Source organism: Kocuria sp. UCD-OTCP (assembly GCF_000349605.1).
In the GTDB taxonomy this organism is placed as follows: domain Bacteria; phylum Actinomycetota; class Actinomycetes; order Actinomycetales; family Micrococcaceae; genus Kocuria; species Kocuria rosea.
In genome coordinates, this window is record NZ_KB714682.1 from 47,784 (window position 1) to 60,150 (window position 12,367).

Sequence of the window (12,367 nt, forward strand, 5' to 3'; positions counted from 1 at the left end):
CCTACCCTGGACCCATGACCAGCACCCGCAGCACCCTCCCCGCCCCCGCACCGGCAGACGACTCGGCAGACGTCCCGGCGGACACTTCGGCGGACTTCCCGGCCGTGGACGCCGCCGTCGCCGGTGCCCGGGCGGCCTTCGTGCCCGACGTCGACCTCGCGACCCGGCTGGACCGGCTGCACCGGCTCGAGGACCTCGTGCGGGAGAACCGGACGGTGCTCGAGGAGGCGCTGGCCACCGACCTCGGCAAGCCCCCGGCGGAGGCGTGGCTGACCGAGCTCGGCTTCACCCTCGAGGAGATCGCCGGCATCCGCAAGGAGCTCGGCCGCTGGATGACCCCGGCCCGCGTCCCCGTCCCGCTGAGCCTCGCCCCGGCCCGCTCCCGCGTGGAGCACCAGCCGCTCGGGACCGTGCTCGTGATGGCGCCGTGGAACTATCCCGTCCAGCTCGTCCTGAGCCCCCTGGCGGGAGCGCTCGCCGCCGGCAACACCGTCGTCGTCAAGCCCTCCGAGGTCTCCGCGACCGTCTCCGGGGTGCTGGCCGAGCTGCTCGAGCGCTACCTGGGGGACTGCGTGCGCGTGGTCGAGGGCGGCGTGCCGGAGACCACGCGGCTGCTCGAGCACCGCTTCGACCACGTCTTCTACACCGGCAACGGGACGGTGGCCCGGATCGTGATGGCCGCCGCGGCCCGGCACCTGACCCCGGTGACCCTCGAGCTGGGCGGGAAGTCCCCGGTCTGGGTGGACGGCTCGACCGACCTGCGCACCGCCGCCCGGCGGATCGTGTGGGGGAAGTTCCTCAACGCCGGCCAGACCTGCGTGGCCCCGGACCACGTGCTCGGCACCCCGGAGACGCTCGCCGCCCTCGAACCGGAGCTCCTGCGGGCCGTGGAGGAGCACTACGGCGAGGACCCGTCCCGCAGCGACTCCTACGGGCGGATCGTCACCGCGCGCCACCTTGACCGGCTGGTGGGGCTCCTGGAGCAGGTCCCCGCCCACGACGTCGTCTGCGGCGGGACCGCCGAGCCGGGGGAGCGCTACCTCGCGCCCACGGTGGTGCGCTCCGCCCCGGACGGCCCGCTCATGGCCGAGGAGCTCTTCGGTCCCGTCCTGCCCCTGGTCCCGGTCGCCTCCGCGGAGCACGCCGTCGAGCTGATCACCGCCGGGGACAAGCCGCTGGCCCTCTACGTGTTCTCCGAGGAGCGCTCGGTGAAGGAGCTGTTCCGCCGGCGCACGTCCTCCGGCGGACTGTCCTTCAACGCCCCGCTGCTGCACCTGACCAGCCCCGAGCTGCCGTTCGGCGGCGTGGGGGAGAGCGGCACCGGCGCGTACCACGGGAAGTTCTCGTTCACCACGTTCTCCCACGCGCGCGCGGTCCTGGACAAGCCGCTCGCCCCCGACACGCTGCGGGTCGTCTACCCGCCCTACCGGGGCCTGCGGGCCCGCCTGGCGGCCGCGGCGGTCGGGCTGCGCCGGCCCCGCCGCCGGACCCGACACGCCGTGTCCGAAAATTAATCCTGTCCACCGGCCGGGGGTCCCGCGGTGCGCACAGCCTGTGCACAACGGGACCCCGGCGGCGGGATTCCGCGACCCCCCGCGGAGACCCCCTGTGGATGGCCGGCGGTGGTTCTGGGGATAGCGAGAGAGGAGCTGTGGACAACCTCCACCACTGCATCTAGGGGTCGCTTCCCCTTCCTGGCACTAGATGTAGTATTGAAATCAGCCACCCGGAGAGACCCCTTCACCGCCGCAGACCCTGCGGAAGTCCCGGATCTCCCCCACAAACCACCCGATCGACCAAGGGGAAACAGCGATGTCCGTGACCGTGTACAGCAAGCCGGCCTGCGTCCAGTGCAATGCCACCTACCGGGCCCTGACCAAGAAGGGCATCGAGTACAACGTCGTCGACGTCACCGAGGACGAGGCCGCCCTGGCCCACGTCCTGGCCCTCGGCTACCAGCAGGTCCCGGTCGTCGAGACGGCGACCGAGCACTGGTCCGGCTACCGCCCGGACAAGATCACCTCCCTGGCCGTCCTCCTCTCGGCCTGAGGCCGCAGCGCCGCCCGCTTCCCCGCGGCGCCCCGGTCCATCCACCACCGACCCCATTTCGGAGCGCGGAAGCAATGAGCACGCACCACCCCGGCACCCGTCCCGGGACCGCTCAGCAGGACCACGGCGACACCGCCGCGGCACCGGACAGCCACGCCCCACTGGTGGTCTACTTCTCCTCGGTCTCCAACAACACGCACCGCTTCGTCGACAAGCTCGACGCCCGCGTGCTGCGCCTTCCTCTTCTGACCGGGGAGGAGCCCCCCGAGATCACCGAGCCCTTCGTGCTGGCCGCCCCGACGTACGGGCGGCCCAACGGCAGCGGGGCCGTCCCGCCGCAGGTCGTGAAGTTCCTCAACAAGGAGACCAACCGGCGGTTCCTGCGCGGCGTCATCGGCGCGGGGAACACCAACTTCGGGTCGGCGTTCTGCCTGGCCGCGGACAAGATCGCGGCCAAGTGCGGCGTCCCCGTCCTCTACAAGTTCGAACTCATGGGCACCCCCGAGGATGTCCACCAGGTAAATCAAGGATTGGAACAGTTTTGGCGACAATTTCCGCAGCTCCGGGCGTGAGCGTCGAGCCCGGCCACGAGGACACGCGCGTTCCCGAGAAGTACCGGGGCCTGGGCTACCACGAGCTCAACGCCCTGCTGAACCTCTACGACGCCGACGGCCACATCCAGTTCGACGCCGACCGGCAGGCCGCCCGGCAGTACTTCCTGCAGCACGTGAACAACAACACCGTCTTCTTCCACGACCTCGAGGAGAAGCTCGACTACCTGGTCTCGCACCAGTACTACGAGCCCGAGGTCCTGGCGAAGTACAGCATGGAGTTCATCAAGGAGCTCTCCAAGCGGGCGTACTCCCAGAAGTTCCGCTTCGAGACCTTCCTGGGCGCGTTCAAGTTCTACACGTCCTACACGCTGAAGACCTTCGACGGCCAGCGCTATCTCGAGCGCTTCGAGGACCGCGTGGTCATGGTCTCCCTCTACCTCGCCGACGGCAACGAGCTGCTCGCCACGCAGCTGGTCGACGAGATCATCTCCGGGCGCTTCCAGCCGGCGACCCCCACGTTCCTCAACGCGGGCAAGCAGCAGCGCGGCGAGCTCGTCTCCTGCTTCCTGCTCCGCATCGAGGACAACATGGAGTCCATCGGGCGGTCGATCAACTCCGCCCTGCAGCTGTCCAAGCGCGGCGGCGGCGTGGCGTTCGCGCTGACCAACGTCCGCGAGGCCGGGGCCCCGATCAAGAAGATCGAGAACCAGTCCTCGGGCATCATCCCCATCATGAAGCTGCTGGAGGACTCCTTCTCCTACGCCAACCAGCTGGGCGCCCGCCAGGGCGCGGGCGCGGTGTACCTGCACGCCCACCACCCGGACATCTACAGCTTCCTGGACACCAAGCGGGAGAACGCGGACGAGAAGATCCGGATCAAGACCCTCTCCCTGGGCGTGGTCATCCCGGACATCACGTTCGAGCTGGCCAAGAAGAACCAGGACATGTACCTGTTCTCCCCGTACGACGTGGAGCGGGTCTACGGCATGCCGTTCTCCGACGTCAACGTGTCCGAGAAGTACCACGAGATGGTCGCGGACGGCCGGATCACCAAGAAGAAGATCAACGCCCGCGAGTTCTTCCAGACCCTCGCCGAGGTCCAGTTCGAGTCCGGCTACCCGTACGTCATGTTCGAGGACACGGTGAACCGGGCCAACCCGATCGACGGCAAGATCATCATGTCCAACCTCTGCTCCGAGATCCTCCAGGTCTCCGAGCCGTCCACGTACCACGAGGACCTGAACTACGACGAGGTCGGCAAGGACATCTCCTGCAACCTCGGCTCCCTCAACATCGCGCTGACCATGGAGTCCCCGGACTTCGGGCGGTCCGTGGAGACCGCGATCCGCGGGCTCACCGCGGTGTCGGACATGTCCGACATCACCTCGGTGCCCTCGATCGAGCGCGGCAACCAGATGTCCCACGCCGTGGGTCTCGGGCAGATGAACCTGCACGGCTACCTCGCCAAGGAGCACATCCACTACGGCTCCGAGGAGGGCCTCGACTTCACGAACATCTACTTCTACACGGTCACGTACCACGCGGTCCGCGCGTCGAACGAGATCGCGAAGGAGCGCAGGGCGGTGTTCGCCGGCTTCGAGCGGTCCCAGTACGCGTCGGGGGAGTACTTCACCAAGTACACCGACCGGGACTGGGTCCCGGCCACCGGGCGGGTGCGGGAGCTGTTCGCCGAGGCGGGCGTGCACATCCCCACCCGGGCGGACTGGGAGCAGCTCAAGGCCTCGGTCATGGAGCACGGGATGTACAACCAGAACCTGCAGGCCGTGCCGCCGACCGGGTCGATCTCCTACATCAACAACTCGACGTCCTCGATCCACCCGATCGCCTCGAAGATCGAGATCCGCAAGGAGGGCAAGCTGGGCCGCGTGTACTACCCGGCGCCCTTCATGAACGACGAGAACCTGGAGTACTTCCAGGACGCGTACGAGATCGGCTACGAGAAGATCATCAACACCTACGCCGCGGCCACCCAGCACGTGGACCAGGGCCTGTCGCTGACCCTGTTCTTCAAGGACACGGCCACCACCCGGGACATCAACCGGGCGCAGATCTACGCGTGGCGCAAGGGCATCAAGACGATGTACTACTCCCGCATCCGCCAGCTGGCGCTGGAGGGCACCGAGGTCGAGGGCTGCGTCTCCTGCATGCTCTGACCGCCGGAGCCCCGGCGACCACCCCACAACTCCCCGCGCGCGTCCGCAGGACGCGCGCGGGGGTCCACCCCGTTCGAGGAAGAGACAGATCATGACTCTGGAGAAGAGCGAGAGCATCGACAAGGTGCAGCTGCTCCACCACCAGGCCCAGGCCATCAACTGGAACCGGATCGAGGACCCGAAGGACGACGAGGTCTGGGACCGGCTGACCGCGAACTTCTGGCTGCCCGAGAAGGTGCCGATCTCCAACGACGTCCCCTCGTGGAAGACCCTCACCGCGGAGGAGCAGCAGCTCACCATGCGGGTGTTCACCGGTCTCACGCTGCTGGACACCATCCAGGGCACCGTGGGCGCCGTCTCCCTGATCCCGGACGCCGTCACCCTGCACGAGGAGGCGGTGTACACCAACATCGCGTTCATGGAGTCGGTGCACGCGAAGTCCTACTCCTCCATCTTCTCGACGCTGTCCTCCATGAAGGAGATCGACGACGTCTTCCGCTGGTCACGGGAGAACCCGTACCTGCAGAAGAAGGCCGACATCATCATCAAGTACTACAAGGGCGACGACCCGCTGAAGAAGAAGGTGGCCTCGACCCTGCTCGAGTCCTTCCTCTTCTACTCCGGGTTCTACCTGCCCATGTACTGGTCCTCCCGGGCCAAGCTGACGAACACGGCCGACCTGGTGCGCCTCATCATCCGTGACGAGGCCGTGCACGGCTACTACATCGGCTACAAGTTCCAGCGGGCCATGGCCCTGGAGTCCCAGGAGCGCCAGGACGAGCTGAAGCTCTACACCTACGAGCTGCTCGAGGAGCTCTACGAGAACGAGGTGCGCTACACCGAGTCCCTCTACGACGGTGTCGGGTGGACCGAGGACGTCAAGAAGTTCCTGCACTACAACGCCAACAAGGCCCTGAACAACCTGGGCTTCGAGGCGCTGTTCCCCAAGGAGATGACGGACGTCTCGGCGGCCATCCTGTCCGCGCTGTCCCCGAACGCCGACGAGAACCACGACTTCTTCTCCGGCTCGGGCTCCTCCTACGTGATCGGCAAGGCCGTGAACACGGAGGACGAGGACTGGGACTTCTGATCCCGGCCTGAGCCATGCGGACGACGACGGCGGTCCGGCCCACCTTCGCGAGGTGGGCCGGACCGCCGTCGTCGACAGGCATGACTCGATGCCGTGGTGCCGTGTTGCCTCAGCCTGCCGCACCGACCCGGGGCTCGGCTGTGCTCTGTCGCCGGCTCGTCCACGGCCAGGTGATGAGCGCCCAGGCCACGGCGATGATGAGGAACTCCACCAGCAGGTACCACGGCCAGGGCCCGAACAGATCGAGGATCGAGGGGTTGTCCGGCTTGCCGTTGAGGAAGCCGTAGTTGGTCCCCAGCCAGTTGTTGAGTCCGAAGGCAGCCATGGCCCACGTGACGGTGACGACCATGGCCAGGCGGTAGCTGCCCCAGTCGACGCGGCCGCCACGTCCCCAGATCAGGTACAGGGTGGCCCAGAGGACCAGGATGTGCTGGACCCAGAGGTCGATGAAGTCGATGTGGGGGAAGTCCGGCGAGTCGAGTGCCGGGGTGAGGATGGCCTGCGGGTTGAGAGTCAGTCCCCAGTAGTAGGTGAGCGCCGTCGCCCAGCGGGCCCGTGTCCACAGGGCGATGGCGGCGACCATCCACGCGAGGTCCGAAAGATGGACCGGCAGGGAGATGTGGACGTCGAAATGGTCCGGCACCGACCGGTAGACGAGCATCGTCACCGCGTACGTGGTCAGCACCGCGGCGAAAGCCCGAGAAAAACCCACCTCGGCCGGGGAGCCCCGAAGGCGGCGACCCAGCATCACCACGAGCACAGCCCCGAGGACGCAGACGCCCAGAGCAGCCCAGTGAGTGGGGCCGTAGGGTACGAAGACCTCCTCGTTCGGCATCGCCGTCCCCCCCTCCACCGGGTCTCCTGGGTGGTGCGCCCGTGAGGCCAGGACATCAGATCCGGTCGTCCAGGGCCATGGGCGGGGCAGTGTGGACCGGAACCGGCGCCGGACCGCCGTCCGAGCTCTTGGCCTTGCCCGGACCGATGCTGCGGGTCACGGAGACCAACTGGTAGGGCCTCTTGGCCCGGGGCCGCGTGTCACGCCGGAGCAGCGCCACCCATCCTTCGCCGGCAACGTCGATCTGCTTCAAGGGCCGGGTGAGGTAGCTGACCACCGTCGGCGGCGTGGTGGATCGATCGATGCGGACCCCGCCGACGAGACCGGTGTTGAAATCGCGGGTCCAGGCGTTCTTCGCCGGCGTGGCCGAGGCAATGTGCTCTGCGAACTCCGACGGCACCACGAAGGTCGCGATCCTGCCTTCCACACCCTGCAGCCGCAACGGCACCCGGTACCGCGGTGCCTCCAGCTCGTCCATCCCAGGCCCTTCTTCGCGGGTTCGGACGGCCGCATTATAGCGGATCCCTCTGGATGTCTTCCTCCACGTGATCGACGCGGCGGCGGCACCGGTCACCCGGAGACCCGGTTGCCGGTGAGAGGGATGCGGAGATCAGGGCGTCACGGAGTCGTTCACCGCGTCGGCTGGGAGACGTCCACGCCGGTGACCGGGTCGCCGGCCCGCTCGTAGACGAGTGAGACCGCTCCCTTCGGGAACGCCCGCGGCGGCTGCGCCAGGGTGAAGGCGGCCGGGACGGTGCCGTCGCCGAAGACGCGCTTGCCCGAGCCCAGCACCAGCGGATAGAGGAGCAGGTTCAGCCGGTCGACGAGGTCTTCCCTCAGCAGCGTCCGCACGAGGTCGCCGCTGCCGATGACGTGGATCTCGCCGAACCGGTCCTTGAGGGCGCGCACCTCGGCGGCGACCTCCGTCAGCACCGTGGTGCCCTCCCACGACGGGTCGGTCAGCGTGCGGGACACGACGAACTTCGGCACCGTGTTGAACGTCGCGGCGATCGGGTCGGCGTCGCCGTGGTCCGGCCAGTAGCCGGCGAAGATGTCGTAGGTCCGGCGACCGAGCAGCAGCGCGTCGATGCGCTCGATCCCGGCGCCGATCGTCGCGCCCGATTCGTCGTCGAAGTACGCCCCCTGCCAGCCGCCGAGATCGAAGCCGCCCGCACGGTCCTCGTCGGGCCCGCCCGGCGCCTGGTAGACGCCGTCGAGGGTGAGGAAGAGGTCGACCTGGATGATGCCCATGACGTGGTCCTTCGGTGTGCTCCGACGACATCCGTGGTGCCCAGTTTTTCGCCACGGGATCCGGGGGTCAACCCGTTGCCCCCGGATGACGGCGCGCCCAGGCGCGAGCGGGAATCCTCGTGCGTCCTCAGCACGAGGCGCGGGCTCGTCGGCCTCGGAACGGCGGGGTTGTCCGGCGGGGATCGTCCGGTGCGGCGGGCTCGGCCGGACCCGGGAGTGGCGGGTCGCCGGGCGGTCACGGCGGTGTTCTGTCGTCGGCTCCGAGCCGTTAGCCTGTCCGCGCCCGTCACTAGACTGAGCCGCATGAACGAGCAGGAACCGGGCCGGTCCCGGGCCGCCTCGGCACCCGCAGGCCGTGCGGCACTTCCCGCGGACGCGACCGACACGTCCGCTCCGATCGATGAAGCCGGGGCATCACCGGGGCTGGTCGATCCCGAGGCCGTGGACACCTCGGTGCGCAGCCCGGCGCAGCGGTCTCGCACCTTCGCCGGGATCCTGGTGAACACCGCCCTCGCCAACATCACGACCAGCTACCTCTGGTTCGCCCTGACGTTCTGGGTGTATCTGGAGACGCGCAACGTCATCGCCACCGGGGTGGTCGGCGGCGCGTACATGCTGCTCATCGCGCTCTCCAGCATCAGCTTCGGCACCTTCGTGGACCGCTACCGCAAGCTCGCCGTGATGCGCTTCGCCGCAGCCTTCACCCTGGTGATGTTCGTGCTGGCGGGCGTCCTGTTCCTCCTCGCCCCGGCGGCCTCGATGGCGGACCTGACCCGCCCGTGGATCTGGGTCTTCGCCCTGGTCGTCCTGATCGGGGCGGTGGTCGAGAACATGCGCAACATCGCCCTGTCCACCACGGTCACGATCCTCATCGAGCCGGATCGGCGCGCCAACGCCAACGGCCTGGTGGGCATGGTGCAGGGCCTGATGTTCATCGTGACCTCGGTGCTCTCCGGGCTGTCGGTCGGACTGCTGGGCATGGGCTGGACGGTCGTGGTCGCCGTGGCGCTCACGGCCGTGGCCTTCGGGCACCTGTTGACGCTGCGCATGCCCGAGGAGGTGCGCGCCGCGGCCACGGACGCCCACGGCAGCTTCGACCTGCGGGGGGCGTTCGCCGCCGTGCTGGCCGTGTCCGGGCTGTTCGCGCTGATCCTGTTCTCGACGTTCAACAACTTCATCGGCGGCGTCTACATGGCCTTGATGGACCCGTACGGTCTGGAGATGTTTCCCGTGGAGATCTGGGGCGCGGTCTTCGCGCTCGGCGCCACCGGCTTCATCGTGGGCGGGGCGCTGATCGGCAAGTTCGGGCTGGGGTCCAATCCGCTGCGCACCATGTTGTTCGCGGTGATGGCGATGGGCGTGCTCGGCGCGGTGTTCACCGTACGGGAGTGGGCCTGGCTGTACGTCCTGGGCATCTGGCTCTACATGGCGCTCTTCCCCTTCGTGGAGGCGGCGGAACAGACGGTCATCCAGCGGGTCGTGCCGCTGGAGCGGCAGGGCCGTGTCTTCGGCTTCGCCATGGCGTTCGAGTCCGCGGCGGCGCCGGTCACCGCGTTCCTCATCGCACCGATCGCCCAGTTCTGGATCATCCCGTACGCGCGGTCCGCGGAGGGCGGCGCCCAGCTGGCCCCGCTGCTCGGCGAGGGCACCTCGCGCGGCATCGCCCTGGTGTTCCTGGTGGCCGGCATCGTCATGATCGCCGCCGCGCTGCTGGCCTTCCTGACCCCGGTCTACCGCCGGGTCTCGGCGTCGTACGCCCAGGTCGCGGCGGAGGACGCCGCGGACGGCGTCACCGCCTCCCGGTCCTCCGCATGAACGAGTCCCACCGCCGGCCCGGTGAGCCCGGGCTTCCGGCCGGCGGGCGGGACGGGGCCGGCACTCCGGCTCGACCGGATCGGCAGGCCCGGGCACGCCTCAGCGATGGGCGGCGATGTAGGCGTCGAAATCCCACGGCGGTCGGGTGGGCGAGCCGTCGAGGAACTTCTCGGCGGCCGCCCGGCCGCTGCGGTAGAGGAAGTCCCGGTCCTCGTCGGTGAGGTTGAAGTCGGTGGCGCGGATGGTGCCGGTGTCGACGAAGATCGTGCGGGCCTGGGCGTCGGGGGACTCGATGTGCATCTGGTCGTAGAAGCCGGTCATGGTCTTGAGCATCGCCCGGCTCATGCTCACCGGCCCCTTGATCGGGTACCCCGTGCCCTGGACCGCGTCCGGATGGGCCGAGAGCTTGATGCCCAGCGTGGGCCAACGCGGAACGGTGCCGGGCGGGGCGTCGAAGGCGGCGATCGGGAAGTTGGAGAGCATGCCGCCGTCGACCAGCCACGCCTTCTTCCCGTCGGCGGTGTCCCAGCGGACGGGCCGGTAGAAGAACGGGATGGACATCGAGGCCCGGACCGCCTCGACCACGTGCTGGGCGCCCCGGTCACGGCCGAAGTCGTCGTAGTCCCAGGGCAGGTAGCGCAGCCGGCCCCTGCTGATGTCCGAGGCGGTGACCACCAGCCGGTAGGAGCGCTCCGGGGCGGGGGGCCGTTCCTCGTCGGTGTAGGGCAGGTCGGCGAAGGTCCGCACCCCGTACTCGTCGAGCTGGGACTGCAACCAGGATCGGAGGTGCTCGCCGAGGTAGATGCCGTTGCGGGCGAGGATCCCGGCGGCCTTGCCGGCGGTGTAGCGCGTGAGGCGGGAGCCGTCGCGGAAGTCCGGGTACTGGACGGAGCCGATGATGTCCACCAGCTTGCTCGCCGGGGCGCCGGCGGCGACCAGGGCACCGACGATGGCACCGGCGGAGGTGCCGGCGACCCGTTTGAAGCGGTAGCCGTGCTCCTCGAGGACCTCGATGGCTCCCACCAGGGCGATGCCCTTGACGCCCCCGCCCTCCAGCACCAGGTCGGCATACCGTTCCATGCTGTCCACGCCCCTTCGGCAGGTTCGATCCCCGAGGTCAGTACAGCAAATGCCGTGCGGGCACGGAACGGCTGCCCGATATCGGGCCCCGTGTGACGGGAAAGAAATCGCCGGACAACAATCAGCGGTCGCGAAAATTCCCGGAATTCCCGTCAGCACATCGAAACACGCTCTGACCAGGGCACGAACCCGTGCACCGGAAACCTTCATCCCGACGTCACATGGTCACAGCCGCAGCACGGGAACGTCCGTTTGCTTTGACGTGCGACCCACCCGTGATTATGTCGATGCACATCACTCCGCCGGTATTCTCCGTACGCCGCAAAAAAGCGTTGGAGAACGGTTGCCGGGGGTCCTCCTGCCACCCCGAACGGGACGTGCGGGAGTCGCGATCACACGACAGGCGCTTGTCCAGGAGCCGAGAACGATGAATTCCTCAGTTCGTCCCTACTGTGCTGCCAAGCCGCGCATCGTGCGTCCCCTCCCGGAGGGGCTGGTGGGCATCAGACAGCGCCTCGTCCGGGTGATGGCCCAGAAGTGGGTCAACGGTACCGTGCTCCGCTACGCGTTCCGGGAGGGCCCCGAGCCGCAGCGCCAGGCGGTGCGCAGCGCGTTCCGGGAGTGGAAGGACCTGGAGATCGGCCTCGGATTCCAGGAGGTGGACGAGCCGGGGGAGGCCGAGGTCCGGATCTCCTTCGACCAGGCCGACGGGTCGTGGTCCTATCTGGGCAGGGACGTCCTGACGATCGGCACCCAGGACGCGACCATGAACTTCGGCTGGGACCTGACCGACGAGTACGGGCGCACCACGGCGCTGCACGAGATCGGCCACACGATGGGCCTGCCCCACGAGCACCAGAACCCGTTCGCCGGGATCGTCTGGGACGAGGCGAAGGTCTACGCGTTCTTCGCCGGGGCACCGAACCACTGGTCCCCGGAGACCACACACCACAACGTCCTGCGCAAACTGGGCCAGGACGAGGTGGAGGGCTCGACCTGGGACCCCGACTCGGTGATGCAGTACTCCTTCCCCGGAGGCCTCATCAAGGAGCCCGCCCGCTACCAGCCGGGCATCAGCCCTCCGGGCGGCCTGTCGGCCAAGGACCAGGACTGGGTGCGGAAGTTCTACCCGGTCCTGCCGCACGTGCTCCCGACGCTCGAGCCGTTCCGGTCCACGCCCCTGACCCTGGTCCCGGGGCAGCAGGCGGACTTCGAGATCACCCCCGCCCTGTCGCGGAAGCACCAGATCGCCACCTTCGGGACGGCGGACACCACCCTGGTGCTCTTCGAGGAGGTCGACGGAGAGCTGCGCTTCCTCGCCGGCGACGACGACAGCGGGGAGGACCGCAACTCCACCCTGTCGGCGAAGCTCTTCCGGGGGAGGCGGTACGTCGTCCGCGTCAGGCTCGCCTGGGCAGGACAGTCCGGGGACACCGCCATCATGTGCTGGTAGCCGGGGCGGGACCGGCTCGGTTCCCTGAGCGGCGCCCCTCGGCCAAGCACCCCACCCGGCCACCGC

General features: G+C 68.6%; 11 protein-coding genes. 7 read left to right on the plus strand and 4 right to left on the minus strand.

The window, feature by feature from the left end; translation table 11 throughout:
• Nucleotides 1–14 precede the first annotated feature (14 nt).
• From H488_RS33490 to nrdF, 5 genes are all read left to right on the plus strand, one after another.
• Complete coding sequence (locus H488_RS33490; protein ID WP_017834610.1) at nucleotides 15–1,514, plus strand: aldehyde dehydrogenase family protein; 1,500 nt, start codon at nucleotides 15–17, stop codon at nucleotides 1,512–1,514.
• Nucleotides 1,515–1,812: 298 nt separating this feature from the next.
• A complete protein-coding gene (gene nrdH, locus H488_RS33495) occupies nucleotides 1,813–2,049 on the plus strand; it encodes a glutaredoxin-like protein NrdH (RefSeq protein ID WP_017834611.1) in 237 nt (78 codons plus the stop codon).
• A 74-nt stretch (nucleotides 2,050–2,123) separates the two neighbouring features.
• The gene (nrdI, locus tag H488_RS33500) at nucleotides 2,124–2,621 is read left to right on the plus strand and encodes a class Ib ribonucleoside-diphosphate reductase assembly flavoprotein NrdI (protein ID WP_017834612.1); all 498 of its coding nucleotides are present in this window, start codon (nucleotides 2,124–2,126) and stop codon (nucleotides 2,619–2,621) included.
• Nucleotides 2,618–4,777: a class 1b ribonucleoside-diphosphate reductase subunit alpha gene (gene nrdE, locus H488_RS33505; protein ID WP_017834613.1), complete on the plus strand. Its 2,160-nt coding sequence runs from the start codon at nucleotides 2,618–2,620 to the stop codon at nucleotides 4,775–4,777. Before nrdI ends, nrdE begins: the two co-directional genes overlap by 4 nt.
• A 91-nt stretch (nucleotides 4,778–4,868) precedes the next feature.
• The gene (nrdF, locus tag H488_RS33510; RefSeq protein WP_017834614.1) at nucleotides 4,869–5,867 is read left to right on the plus strand and encodes a class 1b ribonucleoside-diphosphate reductase subunit beta; all 999 of its coding nucleotides are present in this window, start codon (nucleotides 4,869–4,871) and stop codon (nucleotides 5,865–5,867) included.
• Nucleotides 5,868–5,976: 109 nt separating this feature from the next.
• Here nrdF and H488_RS33515 read toward each other — a convergent pair whose 3' ends face one another.
• The 3 genes from H488_RS33515 to H488_RS33525 all read right to left on the minus strand — a co-directional run bounded on the left by H488_RS33515 (nucleotide 5,977) and on the right by H488_RS33525 (nucleotide 7,953).
• A complete protein-coding gene (locus H488_RS33515) occupies nucleotides 5,977–6,702 on the minus strand; it encodes a YwaF family protein (RefSeq protein WP_031283634.1) in 726 nt (241 codons plus the stop codon).
• A 55-nt stretch (nucleotides 6,703–6,757) separates the two neighbouring features.
• Nucleotides 6,758–7,180 (minus strand): hypothetical protein, encoded by a 423-nt coding sequence (locus tag H488_RS33520; protein WP_017834616.1) that lies wholly within the window; start codon nucleotides 7,178–7,180, stop codon nucleotides 6,758–6,760.
• 152 nt (nucleotides 7,181–7,332) lie between these two features.
• Nucleotides 7,333–7,953: a dihydrofolate reductase family protein gene (locus tag H488_RS33525; protein WP_017834617.1), complete on the minus strand. Its 621-nt coding sequence runs from the start codon at nucleotides 7,951–7,953 to the stop codon at nucleotides 7,333–7,335.
• A 303-nt stretch (nucleotides 7,954–8,256) separates the two neighbouring features.
• Here H488_RS33525 and H488_RS33530 point away from each other — a divergent pair, with 303 nt between their 5' ends.
• Nucleotides 8,257–9,768: an MFS transporter gene (locus tag H488_RS33530; RefSeq protein ID WP_081615851.1), complete on the plus strand. Its 1,512-nt coding sequence runs from the start codon at nucleotides 8,257–8,259 to the stop codon at nucleotides 9,766–9,768.
• Between the two features lie 99 nt (nucleotides 9,769–9,867).
• Here the strand turns inward: H488_RS33530 and H488_RS33535 are convergent, their stop codons facing one another.
• Complete coding sequence (locus H488_RS33535) at nucleotides 9,868–10,848, minus strand: patatin-like phospholipase family protein (RefSeq protein ID WP_017834619.1); 981 nt, start codon at nucleotides 10,846–10,848, stop codon at nucleotides 9,868–9,870.
• Nucleotides 10,849–11,344: 496 nt separating this feature from the next.
• Here H488_RS33535 and H488_RS33540 point away from each other — a divergent pair, with 496 nt between their 5' ends.
• Nucleotides 11,345–12,301 (plus strand): M12 family metallopeptidase, encoded by a 957-nt coding sequence (locus tag H488_RS33540; protein WP_017834620.1) that lies wholly within the window; start codon nucleotides 11,345–11,347, stop codon nucleotides 12,299–12,301.
• Nucleotides 12,302–12,367 lie beyond the last annotated feature (66 nt).

Excerpts from the sequence above, each read along its gene's own strand:
- H488_RS33490 (WP_017834610.1), top strand. The coding sequence starts at position 15 with ATGACCAGCACCCGCAGCACCCTCCCCGCCCCCGCACCGGCAGACGAC.
- nrdH (WP_017834611.1), top strand. The coding sequence starts at position 1,813 with ATGTCCGTGACCGTGTACAGCAAGCCGGCCTGCGTCCAGTGCAATGCC.
- nrdI (WP_017834612.1), top strand. The coding sequence starts at position 2,124 with ATGAGCACGCACCACCCCGGCACCCGTCCCGGGACCGCTCAGCAGGAC.
- nrdF (WP_017834614.1), top strand. The coding sequence starts at position 4,869 with ATGACTCTGGAGAAGAGCGAGAGCATCGACAAGGTGCAGCTGCTCCAC.
- H488_RS33515 (WP_031283634.1), bottom strand. The coding sequence starts at position 6,702 with ATGCCGAACGAGGAGGTCTTCGTACCCTACGGCCCCACTCACTGGGCT.
- H488_RS33520 (WP_017834616.1), bottom strand. The coding sequence starts at position 7,180 with ATGGACGAGCTGGAGGCACCGCGGTACCGGGTGCCGTTGCGGCTGCAG.
- H488_RS33525 (WP_017834617.1), bottom strand. The coding sequence starts at position 7,953 with ATGGGCATCATCCAGGTCGACCTCTTCCTCACCCTCGACGGCGTCTAC.
- H488_RS33530 (WP_081615851.1), top strand. The coding sequence starts at position 8,257 with ATGAACGAGCAGGAACCGGGCCGGTCCCGGGCCGCCTCGGCACCCGCA.
- H488_RS33535 (WP_017834619.1), bottom strand. The coding sequence starts at position 10,848 with ATGGAACGGTATGCCGACCTGGTGCTGGAGGGCGGGGGCGTCAAGGGC.